A 23,501-nucleotide genomic window follows, 5' to 3' on the forward strand; every position below is an offset into this window, starting at 1 on the left:
TTCACGCCCTTCTTTCTGTCGTAGACGGGTAGTTGTAATCAACGTGCAGGAAATAATGAAGCGCCTCTTTCCAATCCCGCATAGGTGTAAATCCGTTGCCGAGGATCGCTTTATGGGCAAATGCCGAATTCATCGGCCGCGGAGCCGGCAGTGGAAATAGATCCGATTGGACGGGCACTAAAGGAACATGATCCAAATGAGCGTACTTCAATATTTCCGCTGCAAATTCATACCGGGAGCACGATCCCTGGTTGGATGCATGATAAATGCCGAACCTGTCGGTCTCAATTAGTTCCTGGATGAACACAGCTAAATCCAGACAATACGTCGGTGAACCAAACTGATCGTCAACCATAGAGAGCGGACCGCCCGCCTGTGCCTTTTCCAACACTTTAGTCACAAAATTATTGCCTTTGGTGCCATACAACCACGAGGTCCGAACAATAAAATGCCGGGTACACGTCATACTCACGAATTTCTCGCCTAACAGCTTGGAACGGCCGTACACGTTATTCGGGTTCGTCGTATCTATTTCATCATAGGGGGAGCCTTTGGCCCCATCGAAAACATAGTCTGTGCTGACGTAGACGAGCTTGGCGCCAATCTGTTCGCACGCCTTCGCCATATGCAAAGACCCTATGGCATTGATTTGATAAGCAAGCTCCGTCTCTGACTCCGCCTTATCCACATTCGTATAGGCTGCCGCATGGATGACCACATCCGGTTTCTCAGCTGCAAGGAGCGCTGCCACCTGCTTGTCATCACTTACGTCCAACTGCTCTCTGGTCCATGCGGTTACTTCATGCAGAGGGGCTAACACGCGCGTAAGATCGTAGCCTAATTGTCCTCCAGCTCCGGTAATGGAAATTTTCATGGGGCGTCAACTCTCTTACTTCCGTGATAAGAACCATCGGCAATTCGTGCCAGCCATGCCTGCTCTCGTAAATACCAATCTATCGTTTTCTCTAATCCGGTTTCGAATGTGTGGGAAGGCGTCCATCCCAGTACCCGGTGAATCTTCGCCGTATCCATCGCATATCGACGATCATGTCCGAGTCGGTCCGGTACATATTGGATCAACTCCTCTGATTTGCCAAGCTTGCTTAAGATGCACCGCACAATGTCGATGTTCGTCCATTCGTTTCGGCCGCCGATATTATAGACTTCGCCGGGGACGCCATCTTCAATGACCCGTCCGATAGCTGCGCAGTGATCTTCTACATACAACCAATCCCGCACATGCAAGCCATCGCCGTATACGGGAATGGACTCATCGTGAAGCGCCCTTGCAATAATGAGCGGAATCAGCTTTTCCGGAAACTGTCTAGGGCCGTAGTTATTGGAACAACGGGTGATGACTGCTGGAAAGCCATACGTTTCAAAATAAGCTCTGACCAGCAGATCAGAACCAGCTTTGCTTGCCGAGTAAGGACTGTTTGGAGCCAGTGGCGTCGTTTCGGTAAAAGCCCCCTCCAGACCAAGTGTTCCATATACTTCATCCGTGGATATATGAATGAATTTCTTCACCTGATGCTGCCGCGCCGCCTCCAACAAGGTTTGCGTGCCAAGCACATTCGTAAGTACAAAAATACCAGGGTTATGAATGCTTCGATCCACATGCGACTCCGCCGCAAAGTGAACAACGACATCGACGCCTTTCCCCAAAAGCTCATTCAGAAGTGCCGTGTCACCGATATTTCCGTGCACAAATTCATAGCCAGGCTGCTCATCCAGCGCTGTAACGTTGTCCGGATTTCCTGCATACGTTAGCCAATCCAAGTTAATCAACCGATCTTGCGGATGGTGCTCTTTCCAATAATGAAGGAAGTTGCTGCCTATAAACCCCATGCCGCCAGTTACTAGAATCACCGACATTAGCTATCCTCCTTTCGTAGAAAAAGAGTGGCCTGGAAGAGCGATTCATGCGTACCTGCATCAATCCACCAGCCGGATAAGACCTGATGCTTAAGCAAGCCTACAGCGGCATAGGCATTATTCACATCCGTAATCTCCAGTTCTCCCCGATCCGAGGGAGCCAGTGTTTTAATGATGTCAAATACAGTGGAATCGAAAAAGTAAATACCTGTAACCGCAAACGATGATTTGGGATGCTTGGGCTTTTCCGCAATGCTTTTAATAATGCCCCCCTTAATCTCAGGAACGCCATATCGCCTGGGATCATCTACCTGCTTTAAAACGACCATTGCTCCCTCTTCCTGGGATGCATAGGCATTTATGAAAACCTCTAAAGAATCCTCGAATAAATTGTCGCCAAGAATAACGACAAACTTTTCGCCGGTGTGCACATACTCTTCAGCAAGTCCAAGCGCCTGCGCGATTCCTCCTGCTTTATCTTGAAGCTTGTAAGTAAGACGAACACCGAATTTCTCGCCACTTCCCAAATAATCCAAGTACAAACCTGCGGATTGCTTACCTGTGATCAGCAGTATATCTTGTATGCCAGCTTTGCTTAATTTCTCGACAGCATATTGGATCATCGGGAGATTACCGACCGGAAGCAAATGTTTATTGATGATGTTCGTCAGAGGACGCAAACGGCTGCCGGTTCCTCCTGCCAGTACAACACCCTTCACAAGGCATACCCCTTTCCAAGCAATATCATCGTACATGTGGACACATCCACTTCTTTAATCATATGCTCTCGTGATAGTTGGAAATTGGACGAATACCGCCGAATCGAAAATTGGTTGTTCAACTATGCGAAATAATGGCAAGCCCCCCTATTTATAACGCAAAATAACGGCAAGGCCGCAAAATCAGCGGGCACATGCCGTTTTCTATATCCAAGCGAAGCACTTTTTAATTTTTATGACCAATGGCAATCCAGTTTACAATGCCTTGCTGATCCTGCGAGTACTTCGCACGTACAACCGAGATCAACGCGGAATCGACTGATTTGTGTTTTATAGACACATAGCAGGCAGGATGATTCGTCATTGCCGTTAACACGTAACATTCATCCGCAAATTTCTCTTCGAAGATCAGCGTAACTTCGATGCTTTCATCCTGGATTTTCATTTCAAAAGGCGAAAGCCCGAACTGCTGCAGCGCATTCTTTTGCGACGAGGTGGTTTGAAGAACATTGCCGGCTAACTTCGTCAGCGTGAGCGCTCCGTCTACCACGTGCTCATTGCCCACGCTTCCTGAGCTCAGCTTCGTTCCGTGAATGCTGCCGGACACCAGCTTCGCTCCATCCACGGCCCCATCTGCGATATGATAGCTGCTGATGATGCCAGGCGCCAGCTTGCTCCCATCAATACTGGCAGCTGCCAGCTTCGAGCCAAACAGCGCACTGTCAGCCACATGGATGCTGGAGATTGAGCCCGGCGAAAGTTTGCTGCCATCGATACTGCTTGCTGCAAGCTTCGTACCATCCACAGCGCCTTCGGCCAAGTGACCGCTGCTCACAGCTCCCGCCGTCAGCTTGCTGCCGTCCACGCTGCCTTCGGCCAGCTTCGCTCCATCCACGGCCCCGTCGACCAAATGGCCGGTGTTCACCGCTCCCTCCATCAACCTGTTGCCGTCCACACTATTCGCCGCAAGATGATAGCTGCCAATAGCCCCAAACACCAGTTTACTGCCATCCACACTGCCTGGTGCGAGCTTCGTGCCGAACAGCGCACCTTCAGCTAGATGTTCACTGCTTACCGATCCTGGCGCCAATTTACGGCCGTCTACACTGCCTGCAGCCAGCTTGCTGCCGTCTACGCTGCCATCGGCCAGTTTGGCTCCTTCCACAGACCCATCGGCGAGGTGATCTCTGCTTACCGCTCCTTCCGCCAGCTTAGTTCCGTCCACACTGCCTTCGGCCAGCTTGGATCCCTCTACAGCGCTATCTGCGAGATGGCTGCTGCTTACTGATCCTCTTGCCAGTTTGCTGCCATCAACACTGCCTGGCGCCAACTTCACTCCTTCTACGGCCCCGTCGGCGAGATGCTTACTGGACACAGCCCCTGCACTCAGCTTACTTCCGTCTACACTGCCTACCGCCAGTTTCGCTCCGCCCACAGCTCCGTCGACAAGATGAGCTTTGTCTACAGCCCCGGGTGCCAGCCTGCTGCCATCCACGCTGTCTACGGCCAGTTTCGCTCCATTCACGGCACCGTCGACAAGATGAATGCTGCCCACAGACCCGACTGTCAGCTTGCTGCTATCCACACTGCCTGCGGCAAGCTTCGCACCGTCCACAGCACCGTCTGCCAAGTGAGCGCTGTTCACAGCTCCCGCGGTCAGCTTGGTGCCGTCCACGCTGCCTTCGGCCAGCTTCGAGCTATTCACTGCACCGTCAGTCAAATGGTCGGTACTCACGGCTCCGGCAGTCAATTTGCTGCCATTTACACTGCCAGCCGCCAGCTTCGGCCCAACCACTGCACTCTCAGCGAGATGATCACTAATCACAGCGCCAAATATCAACTTACTGCTATCCACACTGCCAGCCGACAAATGATAACTGCTTATAGCTCCCGACGCCAGCTTGGTGCCGTCAATGCTGCCTGCAGCCAGTTTTGCACCGAACAACGTGCCATCCGCGAGGTGATCGCCGCTCACCGCACCAGCTGTAAGCTTGCTGCCATCCACACTGCCTGCAGCAAGCTTCGCTCCATCTACCGCACCGTCTACGAGATGGCCGTTGCCTACCGAGCCATGTGTCAGCTTGGTGCCATCCACGCTGCCTGCTGCTAGTTTCGAGCTATCGACGACACTATCTGCGAGATGAAAGCTGCTAATCGCGCCAGCCACAAGTTTACTGCCATCTACGCTGCCGGATGCTAATTTCTCGCTAGTGACGGCACCCGCAGCCAGATGCTCACTGGTAACCGCACCTTCGACAAGTTTACTGCTATCTACACTGCCTGGTGCCAACTTCGCTCCATTGATGGCACCGATAGCAATATGATCGCTGTTTACAGAGCCCGTCACCAGCTTGCTGCTGTCAATGCTTCCCCTTGCCAGCTTCCCGCCGTTAACCGCACCGTCTATAATATGGTCACTCGTAACAGAACCATGTGCCAACTTGCTGCTATCCACGCTGCTCTCTGCAAGCTTATGACCGTCTACCGCTCCCGGGGCTAGATGTCCCCCGCTCACAGCGCCTTCAGCCAACTTCGTTCCGTCCACCGCACTGTCTGTCAAATGTTCACGGCTGACTGCGTTAACGGCAAGCTTGCTGCCATCTACACTGCCTGTGGATAACTTTGCTCCCGTTACCGCACTGTCAGTGAGATGCTCATTACTGACTGCGCCTGCAGTCAACTTCGTGCCATCCACACTGCCCGTCGCTAACTTCGCCCCATAGACGGAGCTATCGGCCAGATGATAATTGCTTACCGCACCAATTGAAAGCTTGCTGCCATCCACCGCATTCACAGCAAGCTTATCGTTGTCTACAGCTCCAGAAGCAAGGTGGTCGCTGCTCACAGCGCCCTGCGCCAGCTTATCGCCATTCACGCTGCCTACAGCTAGATGATCGCTCGTGATTATGCCCGCTTTCAGCTTTGTTCCATCTATGCTGTCCTTCGCTAATTTCTCACTATTCACGGCACCATCCGCAAGGTTCTCGCTGCTTACCGTACGTGCTGCCAGTTTCGAACCCGTGACAGCGCCATCGGCCAAGTGACGCGCACTGAACGCCCCTGCAACCAGCTTGCTGCCGTGAATACTTTCGTTAGCTAACTTTGCCGCTGTAATCGCTCCATCAGCGATATGTTCGCTGTTTACAGCTTTCCCTGATATTTTGCGGCTTGTAACACTGGCATCAGCCAATTTAGCCTCTGTGACGGCATCAGCATCTAATTTCCCTGTCGTGACCGAATGATTCTGAAGAATCCAGGCAGACACCGATCCAGCTTGCAGGTGATGCGTTCCGACAGCTCCGTTTGCCAGCTTCTCTTCCGTTACCGCTCCTTGGGCGATCGTCTCTGCTGTAATGGATCGTTCTACGAGTTTGCTGCCTTCCAAGCTGCGGTCGGCGAAAATGCCAAGTGTGATCGAGCCTTGAGCCAAGTGATCTGAAGTAATCACGCCCGGCTTTATATGAACGCTATCAATAATGCTCTCTTGAAGATGACGGCTTTCGACTGTCATCGAGGCAATTTTAGAGCTGGTCACAGCTTCTTCGGCGATTTTACTCGTCGTGATCGTCTGGTCCTGCATGTGTTTAGTCGTAATCGCTTCCTCAGCAATGTGTTCGCGATGAACCGCAGACCAATCAATCTGCTCCTCCCCGATAGCACGGTCTGCCACATGTTCAGAACGGATAACACCCGTTCCCAGTTTTTCTCCGGTAACAACACCATTTTGAAGATGTTCTGTTTGTATAGCCCCCAGAGAAATATGCGATCCTGAAACCGCTCCTTCCAATAAGTGGCTGCTTCCAACAATGCCTTCTTGCAAATGCGCCATTGTGATCGCATCAGGTGCGATTTTATCTGAAGTGACACTTTCTTCCTTCAGCTTCGGCGTGTCGACACTCCCGTCCGCTAAATTCAGATTCGTGACAGCCCCCGCTTCAAGCTTTGCGCTGGATATAGCGCCGTCGGAAAGATGCGCATTTTGGATCGCTTCCTGCTCAATATGCCGCGTCTTAATGGCGCTTTCAGCCAATTTAGTCGAAGTTATGGATTCATCCTGAAGCTTCGAGGTCGAGATGATATTGTCTGCAAGATGCCAATTCTGAATGGCTCCTTGACGAATATGTCTTTCCTCGATAATGCTTTCACTTAATTTAGTTGTCGTTATGGATTCATCTAGAAGCTTTGAAGTAGAGATGATGTTGTCAGCAAGGTGCGCGTTCTCAATTGCTCCGAGGCGAATGTGTTTTTCCTCGATGATATTTTCAGCTAATTTGACCGAAGTAATCAATCCGTCCTGGAGCTTGGCACTTGAAATGATCCCATCTGCAAGATGCGGAGTCTGGATCGCATGCTTGTTAATATGCTTACTTTCTACAATGTTTCCTGCTAATTTAGCAGAAGTAATCGATTCGTCTTGAAGAAGAGCCGTATAAATAGCGCCATCTACAATATGTTCGGAGTTAATCGTATGCGCAGCAATGTGTTGACTGGTAATTGCGCCATTCGCGATATGTTCATTTTGAATAGAAGCTTGCTGCAGGTGTCTCGGCGCAATGGATAGCGAAGCAATTTTCTGACTTGTTACCGCTTGATTGGCCAACTGATCCTCATGTACAGCTTGCGGTGCCAACTTGGCCGTCGTTATCGCCTCGTCCTGCACATGAAAACTCTCCACTGTGCTGCCAGCTAGGTGTGCCGCTACTATTTGGTTTGGCGCAATGTTTCGGCTTTGCACACTTCCATCTGCCAAATGTTCATTGCCTACACTTTCCGCTTGGATATGCACCGAGGCAATACTGGCATTGGCGATTTTTCCTTCCGTCACAGCCTGATCCTTAATTTTATCCGAGGTGACGGATGCATCCGTTAATTTAGCGGTATCGATACTATAATTGGATAGATGCTTCGCTTGCACCGCGCCGCTATGGATTTTATCGGAAGTAATCGCCTGATTGTCGATAAGCTCGCTGGTGATCACCATTTCAGATAAATGCTGCGAGAGAATGGAGCCGTCAGCTAATTTAGAAGAATCGATCGTCTGATCAGCTAGCTTCTCAGAGGTTATGCTGTTAATGAGCAGCTTGCTTCCCGTGATAGAGTGATCTTGTATTTTGTCACCAGAAATGCTCTGCGACGCAATATGCTCGTCATGTATGGCATTGATCGCGATCTTGTCTCCAGTTACACTGGCCGGAGCCAGCTTGGATTGTTCGATGGCGTAGTCCTTAATCGCCCTGGAACCGATACTCATCGGTTTAATTTTACTTTCATCCACCGAACGATTGGCAATCTTTTCCGAGGTGACCGCTTCTTCTACAATATCGTCGGTATATACAACAGGGTTGACGAATTTACCGGTTTTACGCTCCGATAACAGCAGAAGCGGCGGAGCGGGTGTCGCTGTATTTAAAACATTAATGCGCTGAACGGGTTTACCTGACTGAATCGTCTCTGATGGAAGGGAATTGCTTGTTCCTTTCGGCTGCGAGAATGTCTCCGTTTTTTCCTGATTAGCTGAGGCAGGTGTAGGATCACTCTCATCGAGCCATCTCAGCTCATTCGTTTTGGTGCTCACCTTTTGCATATAAGACCTACTGCTCTTACGCTTAGTCATAGGCTCCTCTCCTATTCTCCACGAATTAGTCATTTGCAATATATTCACGCTTGGAGGGAGATGTACGTTAGCCCTTGAAAATGTGCGCTCACCTAGATAAAATGGTCGATTTCCTATCCTGACTAACTGACTCGTGGTACTTGCTCGTTTATTTATGAAGATATGTATGGACGAGCCGCCGCACGGCATCATTCAACAATTCGCTATCAGGTGCGGGGACAGCATCATCCTTTAATTGGTATTTCATCTTCAGCTGCATAATACGTTCCACGCTTTGGTCAATTGTATCCATCGGTATCCGCTTGTCTTGGACAGCTTTCCGAAGCGCCCCAATGACGGTTACGGCTTTGTCATAATCATGACCGACCAGCACGACGTCCGCTCCGGCAAGCACGGCTGTAACCGACGCTTCACCAAGCTCGTTATGCGTGGTGATAGCTCCCATCGTCATGTCGTCGGTGATGATCAATCCCTGAAACCCCATCTCCTGCCGCAGCAAATCCGTCATGATCTTCTTCGACATCGAGGACGGATGCTGGGCATCTACTGTCGGCAGCAAAATATGAGCCACCATCACGGCTTCCGCCTGATTCTTGATCGCTTCCGCGAAAGGAACCAGTTCCAGCTTGCGCAGCCGGGTTACATCATGCTGCACAATCGGAAGCCCGACATGCGAATCAACCGATGTATCGCCATGACCGGGGAAATGCTTCACAACCGGCATCACATGCTGGTCTCGCAGCCCTTTCATCGTCTGAATTCCCATCCTGCTCACGATCGAAGCGTTCGCACCATAAGAACGCTCCCCAATGACGGGGTTTTTCGGATTGCTGTTAATATCCAGCACGGGGGCGAAATCAACGTTTAGTCCGTAGGCGCTCAACTCTTTCCCCAGCATAGAACCTACACCGTAAGCAAATTCCGTGCTGCCCATCCTACCGATCTCTTTGTTCGACGGTGTTTTCTCGATATCATCAGGAAGACGCGTTACTTTGCCCCCTTCTTCATCGACGCCTAGCCATAGTGGAAGTTTGTTCCCTATATTCGTATGTTTCAACCCATCTGCCAGCGAGGCGAGCTGAATCGTGTTTTTCACATTGCTTTTGTACAAAATAATGCCGCCAACATGATAGGTTTCAATCAGCTCACGTGTATGCAGGTTCATGTCTGTCCCGTCAATGCCTGCGAAGATGAGCTGACCGATCTTCTCTTCAGCAGACATTGCCTGAAGTTTAGCTTGGATGGCATCCGCTGCAGGAGCAGAAGCAGCAATTGGCGAGGTTGGCCGCTCCGATGCCTGAAGTGAAGATCGGCTGCTGGCTGCTCCGCCAAAACATCCCGTTAACAGCAACATACTAACGCTGCTCCATAAACTCCACTTGGTCAATATGTGCGCAAATCGGCGCATGGCTTTCACCTTCCTCATTCCATTCGATAAGATAAGCATTGACGGTTTGTGGATGGAAAATACGACATCCTCCTAATGACAGCTCAGGGATAGATATGATATGATAGTTTGCAAGAATAAAGCGTTTTCATTTGGAAAAAAGCAACCCCGTTCGAAAGTCGGGTACGCAAAACCGCGGGTCTACGGCGCTGTTGACGAACGCGCTAGGATAGCCGGGTTACCCTAATCAGTTGCGAATAGTCGCCTGCTTAGGGCGGCTTTTTTGCTTGGTTCGGCCCACATTCATGAACAGGAAAAGAGGTCCGTCTATGAGAAAACCTATGTCCAGGCTATTCACAGATGTACGGCCGCGTCAGAATGAAAGCTTGATCTCCGTTCTGAACCATTCACTGCCCTTGATCGCCGCTCTTGAGCAAATCGCTCGCTGTAAGCACTGTACGAGTATTTCCGAGCCAGCTTCGAGAACACCTGTTCAATGTACCAAGTTCGCCGGGTCCCAAGTTCCGATCTCCGTCAACCTCGCCGCCTGCCATAGATGCGGGGAATATAAGTCTAATTAGAAAATTTTCTCCTAAACAGCCGCTAGGCTGTTTTTTTCTTTCGTTCGCGTCCATCCCCTGCCCCAATCGACAATTGATTCTTTTATCTTTCTGTGGCAAGATTAGCGAAGTAGATCAAAGTCTTTCATAAAAAACCCATGAGTGTATGAACAGGAGTTACTTACCTATGTCCAAACCGTTTTTTCGATTGCTAACCGAACTGTCTTCACGGAAGTGGGTATCGCAGTTGACGGGCGCTTTTGCGAAATCCAGAGCAAGCCGTCTTTTTATTTCCCGTTTTGCTAAATCCTACGGCATACGCATCGAGGATGCGGAGAAACATATCAAGGATTACGCGTCCTTGAACGACTTTTTTACCCGCCGGCTTAAGCCGGGCTTACGTCCGATTCATGAGGATATCAGCCGCGTCGTTAGCCCTGTTGACGCAGCCATTACTGGCATCGGCGATATTAAAGACGGATTGATTTTAAATGTCAAAGGACAGGACTATACGATCGACGAATTGCTCAACCGTTCGCCTCGCACCGTTAATTATAAGAATGGATTCTATTTCGTCTTGTATTTAAGTCCTACCGACTATCACCGCATACATTCACCGATCACAGGCGATGTCTTGGAAAAAGAACACGTTCCTGGGAAAGTGTACCCCGTGAACGAATTCGGGCTTCGTCATATGCGCAGAGTGCTTAGCCGCAACGAACGGTTAATTACGTTCATGCAGCATGAAGCCGGTGAAGTTGCCGTTGTCAAAGTCGGAGCGCTGAATGTAAGCAGCATCCAGTACGTTACCCCATTACCGAACCATCTGGAACGCGGGCAAGAGCTGGCTTACTTTGAATTTGGCTCGACCGTTGTCCTGCTTTTTGAGGATGAGATGTTTATGCCGCGCTCAGACTTGCAGCTAGGCTCCAAAGTGAAAATGGGAGAAGAACTCGGCAGTTTTACAGAAAAATAAGAGAGACCGAGCTCCCGGAGGGAGAGTTCCATGGCTACGACATCTACCACATCTCCGAAACCTAGCTCACACGGTTTGCAAGGAACCGGAGATATCAAGCCGACCGTTTACCGTATTCTTTTTGCCATTAGCCTTGTCCATTTGCTCAATGATTCGATCCAATCGGTCATTCCCGCTATTTTTCCTATTCTGAAAAGTGAAATGGGGCTCAGCTACACGCAAGTCGGCTGGGTGCAGTTCGCCATTAACTTTACGGCATCCATTATGCAGCCTGTGGTTGGTTTATATACGGACCGCAAACCGTCGCCGTACATACTGCCAATCGGAATGTTCTCCACCTTAATCGGGATGCTGCTGCTTGCCTTCGCCCCAACGTACTGGGTCGTTCTGCTGTCCGTATGCTTCGTGGGCCTCGGGTCTGCCGCCTTCCATCCTGAAGGGTCGCGCGTCTCGCATATGGCGGCGGGCGGACGCAAAGGGCTTGCGCAATCGATTTTCCAAGTCGGCGGCAACGCCGGCCAATCGCTCGCCCCGATTATGACCAAATGGATCTTCATCCCGCTTGGGCTCTTTGGCTCCATTTGGTTCACAGGCGTTGCCGCGTTAGCCATCTTGGTCCAATTGTATATCGCGAAATGGTACAAAGGCGTCCTGCAAACAACGCCTGTGAGAGCCAAGGCAAGCATACAGCGCGCAATCAACCCGCAGCGCCGCAAACAATTGCTGTTCGCGATTTCTATGCTCATTTTCCTGGTCTTCGTCAGATCTTGGTACGGAGCCGCGATGAGCGGATATTTCGCCTTCTTTTTACAGGACAAATACGGCTTATCGATCGACAGCGCACAGGATTTCATCTTCCTCTTTCTGGCTGCCGGCGCGGTTGGCACCTTTTTCGGCGGTCCGCTAGCTGACCGCTTCGGCCGCAGAAACGTGATCTTTTTTTCGATGCTGGGATCAGCGCCTTTCGCACTGCTGCTGCCGCATGTGAATTTCACCTGGGCTTACATCCTTCTCGTCATCATTGGAGTCGTTCTCTTATCCAGCTTCTCCGTCACTGTCGTTTACGCTCAGATGCTGTTCCCGGGCAAAGTAGGCACGGTATCCGGCCTCATAACCGGGCTCGCCTTCGGGTTGGGCGGTATCGGCAGCGTCGTGCTTGGGAATCTATGCGATGTCATCGGCACGACCCGTGTGATGGAATTGTGCGCATTCCTTCCTTTGCTGGGTCTGCTCACCTTCTTGCTCCCTTCGGATCGTAAGCTGAAGAAGTGGGCGGAAGAAAGCAATGCGTAGATCTGCTCGTTAATGAACGATTCTGATACAGACCTTTACACGCAAAAGAACCGTCAGGGAAACATTCTGACGGTTCTTTTGCGTGTAAAAAAAAGGTACGCTGATTTCGGAATCTTGCTATTACATTCGCAAATGCGTACAAATTGCCATCGGCAGGGTTATACTGTGGCGGGAGGTGATCAAATGGAGCCAATTGGAAATCGGTTGAATACGTTCAACGAACGAGAATGGCCAAAGCGATGGAATATTGGACTCGCCTTAAATCAAAGAGGGCTGGATTATACGGGGGGCGAGTTTCTGCTGGTGGAGCAGCAGCATGGCGTCAGTACGATCCATTCGGGAACACGAGGTATAGTCTGGGCATTATTTGCCATGACGCAACATAAGGCGAAAAGAGGTAATTAGAGATGAATAATTATGTTTGGAAAATTTATTTGCTTGCATTTGGAGGCTTTTTGGCCGGGACATCGGAGTTCGTCATTGCCGGCATTCTGGAAGTCATCGCGAACGATTTGAAAATCACATTGTCCGCCGCAGGACAACTGGTTACCGTTTTCTCACTTGTATTTGCATTCGGTACCCCCTTATTGGTTGCAGCCACTTCGCGAATCGAACGGAAAACATTGTTAATGATTACGCTTTTGGTCTTTGCTGTCGGTAACTTTTTGCCCGCCTTGGACCATAGGGTCGGAGTCCTGCTGGTGTCACGCGTTATCTTAGCTGTTTGTTCGGGCGTCTTTACGGTGGCCGCCTTAACTCTCGCATCTCACCTAGCGCCACCGGAAAAAAGAGGTAGTGCCATTGCATCCATCATTATGGGGTTCAGTTCGTCGCTAGTTATCGGCGTCCCACTCGGAAGGGTGATAGCGAATTTTTTCGACTGGCACGATTTGTTTATCGGCATCGGTATAGGCGGCATTATGATTATGCTCGGGATCTCCAAGTGGATTCCTAGGCTGGACGGGCAAAAAGCCACTCCGTTAAGCATACAGTTGTCTGTACTTAAAGATCGGAGAGTTAGCAGCGCACTGCTGGTCACCTTTTTCTGGATTATGGGGTATTCGATCGTTTATACGTATATATCCCCCTACCTGCTTACACATGCTCACATGGACCCAGCATGGGTTAGCGCCGGGTTATTCGCATTTGGGATCTTCAGTTTGATAGGCTCTCGAATAGGGGGGTACGGCGCTGATAAATGGGGAGCACCAACTACGCTGATCACGAGTCTTTTGCTTCATGTTCTCGTTTTGGTACTATTTGCTTTTGTGCAACCACCGCTTGCCTTAGTTCTGACGATCATGATGCTGTGGTCCGCCTCCGCTTGGGCGACGGCTCCCGTGCAGCAATTTCGTTTGATTACCTTGGCACCTGGGGCTTCAGAAATTGTACTTAGCCTTAATACTTCCATTCTGCAGGCCGGCATGGCTGCCGGAGCTGCCGTCGGAGGGGCGATTGTGAATAGTTTATCAGTGATATATGTTGGCTGGGCCGGTGCGATAAGTGTACTTGTTGCCTGCTTAACTGCACTTTATTCACTGCGAATAGGGACCAAGTCCAATCCACAGTTGGTCTACGATGCTACGGAAGAACGCGTAATTTGAATTTATTAGAGACGAACGAGCTGTCGAAAATGATTAGCGGTTTTCTCCTTTTTTAACATTCCTGCCAGCGGAGCGAGGCTGCCGATCTTTCCCGCGGCAGCCTTTTGTGATTGTACTATCGTGCCCGTTATTCTACGACGGTATCTTCAAAATCATTTCTATTCAGAATCCAATACTCGCCTTGTTTAGATGTGTAACATAGATTATTTTCTTAAATATTCTTTTCTTCTTAACATAAGCCTAAACCCATTTAATTCCATTACGCCTAAAATATTCATAAGTTTTACCAATTACCATTTTACCATTGGACTTGAACGGAATCACAGACATGTGAATAAACCCCCATATTTGTTTTTCAGCGTTATCGGCGCTCCTCAAGGGAGCGGCGCGAGTTATCGCTGCTTTTCTGTCTCAAGCAGATCACAAAAACCCTTCGCCGTTACTTGAACGTCGAAGGATTTTTACCTGTGTATTGTTTAAACTGGCGGCTGAAGAAGAACACATCCCGATACCCGAGCGCATCCGCGACCTCCGTTACGCTCATCCCCGCGTACTGCAGCAAATGCTCAGCGCGTTCAATCCGCGCGCGAATGATATAAGACTGCACCGATTGTCCAATGAATTCCTTGAACTTCAGCGAGAAATAGCGCGGAGACAAGTTCGCGCGACCTGCCAGCTCCTCCATCGTATGGGGTTTGGCGGCATGCTGGCGCACGTAATTCGCAATCTCGCGAATCGTCTCCGAAAGCCGGTGACCGCCATCTTGGCGAACTTCACGTTCTTCCTCCCGCTCCTCCCGCAGAAGATGAATCATCAACTGCTTGAGCAGCAGCCTGGCTTCCTCGGCCGCACCGAAAAGGCCGGATAACCGCAGCCGTACATAACTCACCAGCAGCGCTTCAAAAGAAAGCTTGTCCCCGACCACCCGGTAAGGAACCGGCAGCAAACCCGGATGCGCTTCATCGGAAAGCGCAAAATGAATATACGTGAGCACAAGTGGCTTCTGCGGATTATGGGTAGCACTTGTATGATGGCCTGGACGAAACAAGAAACAGCTTCCGCTCTGTACGTCGTAAGGCGTATCATCCAGCCACACTTCCCCTTCGCCGCTCCATACATAAAACAAATCATAATTGCTCATCGGATGATCCCGCTTCGCCCATTTCCAGCCAGGCTCACACGTAATCTTGGCAAAGGCTGGCAGCAAACCGAACCGTTCCGGAGATAAGTTCAACATCGCGCTCACCTCATCTATGTCATCTCTTTATTATTACAGGAATGAGCAAACAAGTTCAATATATCCGAGTAAAAAAGAAGCAAGCAACCCGGCTCTCCATCCCATGGATGCGACTGAGTTGCTTGATGTTTAAGATTCATTTCTTATCTTAATCCTGCTGTGTATCCTGAAGCTCGCGTGGGCTTCTGCGTCTTGCAACGCCTGTTTCATAAGCGGCTTCCATAACAGCCTCGCGAACCTTCTCGACGACGGAGTGATTGAAGACACTCGGAATGATGTAGTATTCATTGAGTTCATCGCTACTAACGACAGAGGCAATCGCTTTGGCAGCAGCCAGCTTCATTTCTTGCGTAATGCGAGAAGCACGGCAATCCAGGACGCCTCGAAATATGCCCGGGAAGCACAAAACATTATTAATCTGATTCGGATAATCCGAACGCCCCGTTGCCATCACCCGGACATAAGGCTCCGCTTCCTCCGGCGTGATCTCCGGAGTCGGATTCGCCATCGCAAATACGATCGGATCGGCGGCCATGCTCTTTACATCATCCACTTTTAAGACACCTGGCCCGGAAAGTCCGATAAAAATGTCCGCGCCAACGATGACATCACCCAGCTTGCCCTTTTGCAGAAATGGATTCGTATTGGCCGCATACCATTCCCATGCCGGGTTCGTGTAGCTTTCTCCTTGGACAATCGCGCCTTGCCGGTCAACACCGATTACATTCGTCACCCCGGCAGCGAGGAGCATTTTCGTGCATGCAATGCCTGCTGCCCCGATGCCTGTAATTACCACTTTGCACGATTCCAGCGATTTGCCTACGAGTTTAACCGCGTTAAGCAGCCCCGCGAGGATAACGACCGCAGTCCCATGCTGATCATCATGAAACACAGGAATATCGAGCTCTGCAATCAACCGTTCCTCAATTTCAAAACATCGCGGCGACGAAATATCCTCAAGGTTAATCCCGCCGAATGCAGGCGCAATCGCCTTCACAGTGCGGATAATTTCTTCCGTGTCCTGCGTGTTCAGACAAATAGGGAATGCATCCACGCCTGCCATCTGTTTGAACAACATCGCTTTTCCTTCCATGACCGGCATCGCGGCTTCCGGCCCGATATTGCCTAGTCCAAGCACCGCGGTACCGTCGGACACGACAGCAACTGTATTCCGCTTGATCGTAAGCGAATGCGCCTTGAGTGGATCTTCATGAATGGCCATACAAACCCGGGCGACTCCAGGTGTATATACACGGGACAAATCATCCCGATTTTTAATCGGCATCTTTGGCGTTACTTCAATTTTTCCGCCCAAATGCATCAAAAACGTTTGGTCCGAAACATTGATTAGCCGCACGCCGGGAATCCCGTTTAACGCCGAAACAATCGCTTCCGTATGCTCAGGATCACTGACCTTGACAGTAATATCCCGTGTTGTTGTCGTTTTGCTCGCACGCGTCACGTCAATCGCGACAATATCACCACCGGCATCTCCAATCGCTGTAGCGATTTTACCGAATGTTACTTGCTCTTTATGCATTTCCAAACGCACAATGACACTGGTGCCTCCACCGTTCAACCCTGCCATATCAAGGATCACTCCTAAAGGAAAAATTAATTGACCACATGTTGATAATAGCATAGAAAGGGAATGCTGCCAAAATGAGCATGCGAATGGGGATAAGAAAACGTGTGACATCCGCCATGCGGCGGCGACACAATGCGCGCCCGAGGAGGTGCCGCCGGACCGCCAATTCCCCATGCCCATCGATATCTACGGAACTACGATGCCTTATTCCACGGTGACGCACCTTTTTTCCCCCTGAAGAGGAACTAGGGTGCGTTAAATGTGCCTGAAACCCTCCTAAAGCCCAGCATTTCCTGCTCATAACGCACGGTAGTTCCGCGAAATGTCCCTACAACCGAAAATGCTGCCTCTTAACGCACCTACGTTCCGCTCACCCGTGCAAAAAGACGATCTATCGCAGGACGATCTATCGCAGATCGAGGCGGTATGGGGTGATCCAAGCAGCTGTGACGCTTCCGGATCTTCTACGTCCATCCTCTAATGCTCGTGCCACACGATGCGTGCGGAATCTCTCCGTTCTGCGAGCTCGTTATAATCTATAAGAAAGAGACTGCTCGACAATCGAACAGTCCCTCATGTACTTTATACCTATAGAATTGGCACTGGGATAACAGCAGCCTGATGCGGCTCAATGAGCTTGAGCAAATTTTTAACTTGATTTTTCGTCAAGGACTTGCCTTGTCTTTCATATTGCAATAATGCGGTTAAAATATCGTTAATCGAAGTATAGGTGCCGCTTTTTACGATTGCGGGGAAATCAGCTGGGATTGCATCGGGATTCGGATTTTCTGCATCAGGATCTGTGATCTGATAGGGGTCGTCCTCAGTCCCCGAGCCTCCGCTAATGGCTAATCCACTTTTTAAATGAACAACGGGCCGCACATCAATTGACATCGGAAAAAAGAAAATACGTTTCGTTCTATCAAAAATCGCTGCTATATAAGCATAGTCGTAATTTCCCACATGTACATGCGTAGGGTTCATTAAATACCAGGGAATCAAACTCTCCGAATAGTTAAAAGGAATGTCATGTTGCTTCAATTCATTATACCGTTCATAGGTCAGGAGTCCGACTTTGGTTGAGACATAAGAGTGGCTATTATTTTCGTATGCAGGGTCATATTTCGCATAACCATAGGACTCCGCACCTTCATCCTCGTCTTCATCCTCAAACTCATACGTTAAAGGCGTGTTGTCAAAACTTCCTGTTGTGATCCATTCTTTATGATCCAGACCATTATAAAAGTCATGATTTAAATAATAGGCCAAACTCCCGGAAACATCTTGCTTATAAGTTAATAGCTCTCCGACACTATTCCATTGATACACAGCATCTCCAACATTATTTTTTTCCCATGGCCTTACCCCTAATCCCTCATTTAAAAGCAATTCGCTGCTTTCCGAATCCGTCAAAGTCCAGTCGTGACCGGCAAATCTTACAATAGACCCCCGCTCTGCCTGGTTTAGATACTCTGGGGCAGGTTCTGGTTCTGGAGCTGTATCCGAGAGGATATAGCCGCCGTCGTGATCGGAGAGAGCATACATGGCCGGGTCGACATAAATGACAGGTCGTACGGATCTTTCCACACTCCATGAAATCTGCGGATCAAAGCCGATGGTACCATTCGTGTTTACGTAGTAAACATTTTCGGTAACAGAGTTCGAGGACATTAAGTACCAGCTGTTGGAATACGGAATATACTCATTATTGAATATATGTGCTCTGTTCTCTGCATTCATATATTCCGCTAACGTCAGGAGCCCAACTCGTCCCGTATAAATTTTAGTAGAGTTCTCCGTATCAATCTCCCAGTCTTTCTCTTCAATCCAGCCCGTATTGCCGCCATTTTGAGCAAGGCGTTCAAGAAATTCGTGGTTCAAATAATAGCCTATGGAGCTAGCGTGATCCGCCCCCTGCGTATATGCTAAAGAATCGCCCCAAGCATGCGTTAACGAGGAGTTGACACCGTAATACAGCAATTTGCCATTTGCCGCATCAAGAACTTTCCAGTTTTTCCCGGCATAAGCAATTCTGGCTCCGATGGAGAGTTCAGATACCCTCTTTGCAGGTTCCTCTTCATCCCCCCACGAATTCGCAGCTGATGAATGAAGCGGTCGGATAGTTAAAATCAGCGCCAGTATACTTAGATATAAGACTGCTCTAAACAGATTCCTTTTAAAAATCATCGCAAACTCTCCTATTCTAGTTAATAAGCTATTAACTAGAATTATACACGAAAAACGACAACTTTTGACAACTTGCGCTAAATTTTCATCTGATTTTCTTTCCATACTTGCCACATACGCGCAACCCCGTCGCGCATCTCCTCATCAGTCAGATGCGCAAACCCAAAGCATGCGCCCTCCTGCCCAGCAGGAAGGCCATAACTCCCGGCCTTGCTCCACACAACGCCGGCTTTGCGGCATGCTGCTGCATAGCCGGCGTAGGTGCGGGAGTCCCCCCGCCACCAGCCGAACACATGCAGCCCTGCGTCACTCTCCACCCACTCGAAGAGGGTGGAGAGGCGCTCCTGCAGCAGCGCCTGCAGGAGCAAGAACTTGCTCGCGTACACCCGCCGCATGCGGCGCAGGTGTCGCTCATAGCCGCCGCTCTGCATGAAAGCGGCTAGCGATCTTTGTTCGAGCAGCCCCGAAGGGTGCGGCTCGAACAGCCGCTTCGCGGCCACAAAAGCGGCGTGCAGCGCATCCGGCAGCACGACATAGCCGATGCGCAGGTCCTGCAGCATCGTTTTTGAAAAAGTGCCGATGTAGACCACTCGGCCCTCCTGGTCCAGCACCTTGAGCGGCTCAATCGGCCGCCCGCGGTGCCTGAACTCGCTGTCATAATCGTCTTCGACGATGACAGCGCCTTGCTCTGCCGCCCAGCGCAACAGCTGGCGGCGGCGCTCCAAGCCCAGTACCGCCCCCGTGGGAAACTGGCGGCTGGGCGTCACGAACAGCAGCCGCGCGTTCCACGGCTGCGGTACAAGACCTTGCCCGTCCACGATTCCCGGGACGGGGACTCCGCCAGCCGCCAGCACAGCGCGGCTGATACCGCCATAGCCCGGGCGCTCCATAATAACCGGGTCGCCCTCGTTCACAAGCACTTGGGTCAGCAGCGCGATCGCCTGCATCGACCCATTGACGATGACGATGCGCTCGGGGCGCGCCTCGATTCCGCGCATCCGCCTCAGGTGCTTTGCGATCGCTTCGCGAAGCGCATAATGCCCCTCGGCGACATGGGCTTCCTCTAGCGGCGACTCTGTCATTCGCCGCACCTGCTCATACATGCAGCGGTTCCACAGCTCCCTCGGGAAATCATCCATCTGCGGGTGACCAATCGTAAAGGACACCATTTTTCCTTGACGCTCTTGCTCTTGCTCTTGCACTTGCTCCTGCTCCTGATCTTGCCCTTTCTCCTGCTCCTGCTCTCGCTCTCGCTCTCGCTCTCGCACCCGCCCTTGCTCTCGCTCCTGCTCCTGATCTTGCCCTCGCTCTCGCCCTTGCCCTTGCTCTTGCTCTTGCTCTCGCTCTCGCCCTTGCCCTTGCCCTTGCTCTCGCTCCTGCCCTAGCTCCACCCCCTGCTCATCCCCACCTCCAGCAAGCCCCCGCTCCAATCCACTCTGCTCACAAACCCGCGTCCCCCAAATAGAGAGCGTAATCTCTCTGCCAACGATCTCCTCACGGTTCTCTTGGCCTCCGGCATAAGCGACGAACGTTCCTTTTCCAACATCTGCCTGCAAATATCCCTCTGCGATCAGCATCTCGTATACTTGATTGACCGTTCCCCGCGATAAGCCATACATCCCAGCCAACTCCCGACTGGAAGGCAGCTTTGTATGGAGTTTCAGCTTATTTTGCAAAATCCCATCATGCAGTGCATGATAAAGCGCCGCATATTTCGTTGTATATTTCGCCTTAAATGTTGAGTAAGGAATATGAAAGTCCATTTCTGATCCCCCCGCCACCCTCATATTTTCCTATCCTGTTTGCTCTGTCATTGTTCAAAGCAGAACAACGATTCGCCATTATAGCAACATTTCGCAACAGGCAGCACGAACGTCTTCACACAACTCCAAATTGGTCTATATATTTAAAATAAAATTGGATCTTTTTATAATACCATCAATCCGTTATGCTAGCTAAAATAACACAAAACCATCTGGCCGATAAGGAGCAAATTTGATGATGAACATACAACCTCTCACATTGGAAGGCACCCAGGTAACCCTGATGCCCCTGCAGGAATCGCACATATCCGAATTGACAAAAGCCGCCAATGATCCGCTTATTTGGGCCTATATGACTCCGCTTCCCCAGAAGCAGGATGTCCAACGTTTTGTCCGCCAGGCACTGGAAGAACAGCAGTCGGGGCTCGGTCTCCCGTTTAGCGTTTATGACAAGGGGTCGGAACGTATTGTCGGCAGCACGCGGCTATTCGAAATATCAACAGCTCACCGGCAGTTGGAAATCGGACACACCTGGTACCATCCTACCGTATGGCGTACGCGCATCAACACAGAGTGTAAGTACTTGCTGCTGCGCCATTGCTTTGAAACTTTGGGAACCGTCCGGGTTCAACTCAAAACCGATCTTCGAAATGTGCGCTCCCAAACAGCGATTGCACGACTCGGCGCCGTACAGGAGGGAATCTTACGTCAACATCGCATTCTGCAAGATGGCTACATCCGGGACACGGTGATGTTCAGTATAATCGCCTCCGAATGGCCTGAAGTGAAGCAACGGCTGGAAGGCTTTTTGAGTCAAGTATATGTCTGATCACCATCTCGAAAAAATTTGTTCAACGCCGTGACGTACACCCATGATAATGGTATAATAACTCCTAAAAATGAATAGCTCATTGGAAGGAATGACCGAAATTATGAATCCTCTGGCACGACAGTTAAACGAGACCTTGGAACGTGAAAACCCTCACGTGTATGCAATGCTTTCCGCATTAGGCAAATCGATTTACTTCCCTAAGGAGGGCATTCTCAGTCAATCTGCTGAAGCGAAGGCGAAAGCCAAGAAGTTCAATGCCACGATCGGAATTGCTATCGAGAATGGTCAGCCCATGCACCTGAAGGTGATCCAAGACACTCTTTCCACCTACGCGCCAAAAGATATATACGAATACGCACCACCTGCCGGAAAACCAGAATTACGGACCGCATGGCGCAAAAAAATGCTTGAAGAGAACCCGAATATCGGCGATAAGCTGATCGGTAATCCGATTGTAACGAATGCCTTAACGCACGGTCTCAGCATCGCTGCCGACCTGTTTGCTGATGCTTCCGATGCCGTCATTATCCCTGATAAAAATTGGGAAAACTACGAGCTTACTTTCGAAATCCGCCGCGGCGCGCAAATTGTCAACTATCCGCTCTATAACGAACAGATGAGGTTTAATGCTGCGGGACTTCGCGAAGCGCTTCTGGCACAGAAATCCAAAGGCAAAGCGATCGTCGTCCTGAACTTCCCGAATAACCCGACAGGATATACACCGGACGCTCAAGAAGGCCGTGAAATCGCGGCAGCAATCCTGGAAGCCGCGGAAGCAGGCATCAATGTGGTTGTGCTGACCGATGACGCTTACTTTGGTCTTTTCTTTGAAGGCTCCATTCATGAGTCGCTGTTTGGACAGCTGGCAGGCCTGCACCCGCGCGTGCTCGCTGTTAAAGTTGACGGCGCTACGAAGGAAGAATACGTTTGGGGCTTCCGCGTTGGCTTCGTCACATATGCTGGCAACAGCGATGCTTTGCTCAGTGCACTGGAACAAAAAACGATGGGGATTATCCGCGCTACGATCTCCAGCGGCCCGCATCCATCCCAAACCTTTGTCCTGCGTGCTCTGAATTCTCCTGAGTTCAATCAGCAAAAACAGGAAAAATACGAAATCATGAAAGGTCGCGCGAACCGCACCAAATCGGTTCTCGATAGCGGCAAATTCAATGATGCTTGGGACTACTATCCTTTCAATTCGGGTTACTTTATGTGCCTGAAGCTGAAAACCGTCGACGCCGAAACACTTCGTGTTCATCTGCTCGACAAATGCGGTATAGGCACCATCGCCCTTGGTGAAACGGACCTGCGTGTTGCGTTCTCCTGTATTGAAGAAGCCAACATTGAAGAGCTGTTTAACCTTATTTATCAAAGCGTGAAAGAGATAGAAACCGTAACCTCCAAATAATTTAACCTAAGAAGAGCCTGAGGCTGTGCCTCAGGCTCTTCTCTACACCCATACGTTTGAGAATAGGGAGGAAATTGGGTATGGGGTTCCAACCGCTATTGCTTTTCCACCCCATATCCATTCTCTTTTCTTTTCTTTTCTCTTTTCTTCTCTTTTCTTCTCTTTTCTTCTCTTTTCTTCTCTTCTACTTTGTTTTGCCTTCTACTTCTCTGTTTCCTACCCTGTCTTCCATCGGGTATTCCTATCCATGGACACCCCTGTAAGAGTAAGATTCCGGGTACATTTCGCCGATTTCGCCTCCGCAAACTTCGCTAGAAAACCGAGGAGGTGCTGCCGGACCGCCAATCCCCCATGCGCAGCGATATCGACGGAACTACGATGCCTTATGCCACGGTAACGCCCCTTTTCTCCCCTTGAAGCGGAACTAGGGTGCGTTAAATGAGCAAAAGTGTGCCGAA

At 50.2% G+C, this 23,501-nt stretch carries 15 protein-coding genes and 1 riboswitch; of the genes, 6 read left to right on the forward strand and 9 right to left on the reverse strand.

Translation table 11 applies throughout. The features are described 5' to 3' along the window. Position 1: 1 nt before the first annotated feature. From rfbD to nagZ, 5 genes are all read right to left on the reverse strand, one after another. A complete protein-coding gene (gene rfbD / locus ABRS97_RS14055; RefSeq protein WP_367814824.1) occupies positions 2-874 on the reverse strand; it encodes a dTDP-4-dehydrorhamnose reductase in 873 nt (290 codons plus the stop codon). After that, positions 871-1,875: a dTDP-glucose 4,6-dehydratase gene (rfbB, locus tag ABRS97_RS14060; RefSeq protein ID WP_367814826.1), complete on the reverse strand. Its 1,005-nt coding sequence runs from the start codon at positions 1,873-1,875 to the stop codon at positions 871-873. The genes rfbD and rfbB overlap by 4 nt, the downstream gene beginning before the upstream one ends. Then, on the reverse strand, positions 1,875-2,594 hold the full coding sequence (locus tag ABRS97_RS14065) for a sugar phosphate nucleotidyltransferase (RefSeq protein WP_367814895.1): 720 nt from the start codon (positions 2,592-2,594) through the stop codon (positions 1,875-1,877). The genes rfbB and ABRS97_RS14065 overlap by 1 nt, the downstream gene beginning before the upstream one ends. Positions 2,595-2,820: 226 nt before the next feature. After that, a complete protein-coding gene (locus ABRS97_RS14070; RefSeq protein WP_367814828.1) occupies positions 2,821-8,208 on the reverse strand; it encodes a WIAG-tail domain in 5,388 nt (1,795 codons plus the stop codon). A gap of 148 nt (positions 8,209-8,356) precedes the next feature. Beyond that, positions 8,357-9,616: a beta-N-acetylhexosaminidase gene (nagZ, locus tag ABRS97_RS14075; RefSeq protein WP_367814830.1), complete on the reverse strand. Its 1,260-nt coding sequence runs from the start codon at positions 9,614-9,616 to the stop codon at positions 8,357-8,359. A gap of 130 nt (positions 9,617-9,746) precedes the next feature. Continuing rightward, positions 9,747-9,841, forward strand: a riboswitch (cyclic di-GMP riboswitch). A gap of 501 nt (positions 9,842-10,342) precedes the next feature. Here nagZ and asd point away from each other — a divergent pair. The 4 genes from asd to ABRS97_RS14095 all read left to right on the forward strand — a co-directional run bounded on the left by asd (position 10,343) and on the right by ABRS97_RS14095 (position 14,028). Next, positions 10,343-11,131, forward strand: coding sequence for an archaetidylserine decarboxylase (asd, locus tag ABRS97_RS14080; protein ID WP_367814832.1), 789 nt, complete (start codon positions 10,343-10,345; stop codon positions 11,129-11,131). A 30-nt stretch (positions 11,132-11,161) separates the two neighbouring features. Beyond that, complete coding sequence (locus tag ABRS97_RS14085; RefSeq protein WP_367814834.1) at positions 11,162-12,424, forward strand: MFS transporter; 1,263 nt, start codon at positions 11,162-11,164, stop codon at positions 12,422-12,424. Between the two features lie 183 nt (positions 12,425-12,607). Continuing rightward, a complete protein-coding gene (locus tag ABRS97_RS14090) occupies positions 12,608-12,829 on the forward strand; it encodes a hypothetical protein (RefSeq protein WP_367814836.1) in 222 nt (73 codons plus the stop codon). 2 nt (positions 12,830-12,831) lie between these two features. Next, complete coding sequence (locus ABRS97_RS14095; protein ID WP_367814838.1) at positions 12,832-14,028, forward strand: MFS transporter; 1,197 nt, start codon at positions 12,832-12,834, stop codon at positions 14,026-14,028. 439 nt (positions 14,029-14,467) lie between these two features. Here ABRS97_RS14095 and ABRS97_RS14100 read toward each other — a convergent pair whose 3' ends face one another. The 4 genes from ABRS97_RS14100 to pdxR form a co-directional block, all read right to left on the reverse strand. Beyond that, positions 14,468-15,265 carry a helix-turn-helix domain-containing protein gene (locus ABRS97_RS14100; protein ID WP_367814840.1) on the reverse strand — a complete coding sequence of 266 codons (798 nt, stop codon included), beginning with the start codon at positions 15,263-15,265 and terminating at the stop codon, positions 14,468-14,470. A 148-nt stretch (positions 15,266-15,413) separates the two neighbouring features. Continuing rightward, positions 15,414-16,853 (reverse strand): NAD-dependent malic enzyme, encoded by a 1,440-nt coding sequence (locus ABRS97_RS14105; RefSeq protein WP_367814842.1) that lies wholly within the window; start codon positions 16,851-16,853, stop codon positions 15,414-15,416. Between the two features lie 588 nt (positions 16,854-17,441). Further along, complete coding sequence (locus ABRS97_RS14110) at positions 17,442-19,040, reverse strand: hypothetical protein (protein ID WP_367814844.1); 1,599 nt, start codon at positions 19,038-19,040, stop codon at positions 17,442-17,444. Positions 19,041-19,117: 77 nt separating this feature from the next. Beyond that, positions 19,118-20,803 carry a MocR-like pyridoxine biosynthesis transcription factor PdxR gene (gene pdxR / locus ABRS97_RS14115; protein WP_367814846.1) on the reverse strand — a complete coding sequence of 562 codons (1,686 nt, stop codon included), beginning with the start codon at positions 20,801-20,803 and terminating at the stop codon, positions 19,118-19,120. 235 nt (positions 20,804-21,038) lie between these two features. On the opposite strand from pdxR, the gene ABRS97_RS14120 reads away from it, so the two are divergent. Both ABRS97_RS14120 and ABRS97_RS14125 read left to right on the forward strand, forming a co-directional pair. Beyond that, the gene (locus tag ABRS97_RS14120; RefSeq protein ID WP_367814848.1) at positions 21,039-21,632 is read left to right on the forward strand and encodes a GNAT family N-acetyltransferase; all 594 of its coding nucleotides are present in this window, start codon (positions 21,039-21,041) and stop codon (positions 21,630-21,632) included. A gap of 103 nt (positions 21,633-21,735) precedes the next feature. Further along, on the forward strand, positions 21,736-23,043 hold the full coding sequence (locus tag ABRS97_RS14125; RefSeq protein ID WP_367814850.1) for an aminotransferase class I/II-fold pyridoxal phosphate-dependent enzyme: 1,308 nt from the start codon (positions 21,736-21,738) through the stop codon (positions 23,041-23,043). The last annotated feature ends 458 nt before the right edge of the window (positions 23,044-23,501 follow it).

Source organism: Paenibacillus tabacirhizosphaerae (genome assembly GCF_040812395.1).
In the GTDB taxonomy this organism is placed as follows: Bacteria; Bacillota; Bacilli; order Paenibacillales; family NBRC-103111; genus Paenibacillus_E.

Coding starts and splice junctions, on each gene's coding strand:
- rfbD (WP_367814824.1), bottom strand. CDS start 874: ATGAAAATTTCCATTACCGGAGCTGGAGGACAATTAGGCTACGATCTT.
- rfbB (WP_367814826.1), bottom strand. CDS start 1,875: ATGTCGGTGATTCTAGTAACTGGCGGCATGGGGTTTATAGGCAGCAAC.
- ABRS97_RS14070 (WP_367814828.1), bottom strand. CDS start 8,208: ATGACTAAGCGTAAGAGCAGTAGGTCTTATATGCAAAAGGTGAGCACC.
- nagZ (WP_367814830.1), bottom strand. CDS start 9,616: ATGCGCCGATTTGCGCACATATTGACCAAGTGGAGTTTATGGAGCAGC.
- asd (WP_367814832.1), top strand. CDS start 10,343: ATGTCCAAACCGTTTTTTCGATTGCTAACCGAACTGTCTTCACGGAAG.
- ABRS97_RS14085 (WP_367814834.1), top strand. CDS start 11,162: ATGGCTACGACATCTACCACATCTCCGAAACCTAGCTCACACGGTTTG.
- ABRS97_RS14090 (WP_367814836.1), top strand. CDS start 12,608: ATGGAGCCAATTGGAAATCGGTTGAATACGTTCAACGAACGAGAATGG.
- ABRS97_RS14095 (WP_367814838.1), top strand. CDS start 12,832: ATGAATAATTATGTTTGGAAAATTTATTTGCTTGCATTTGGAGGCTTT.
- ABRS97_RS14100 (WP_367814840.1), bottom strand. CDS start 15,265: ATGTTGAACTTATCTCCGGAACGGTTCGGTTTGCTGCCAGCCTTTGCC.
- ABRS97_RS14105 (WP_367814842.1), bottom strand. CDS start 16,853: ATGGCAGGGTTGAACGGTGGAGGCACCAGTGTCATTGTGCGTTTGGAA.
- ABRS97_RS14110 (WP_367814844.1), bottom strand. CDS start 19,040: ATGATTTTTAAAAGGAATCTGTTTAGAGCAGTCTTATATCTAAGTATA.
- pdxR (WP_367814846.1), bottom strand. CDS start 20,803: ATGGACTTTCATATTCCTTACTCAACATTTAAGGCGAAATATACAACG.
- ABRS97_RS14120 (WP_367814848.1), top strand. CDS start 21,039: ATGATGAACATACAACCTCTCACATTGGAAGGCACCCAGGTAACCCTG.
- ABRS97_RS14125 (WP_367814850.1), top strand. CDS start 21,736: ATGAATCCTCTGGCACGACAGTTAAACGAGACCTTGGAACGTGAAAAC.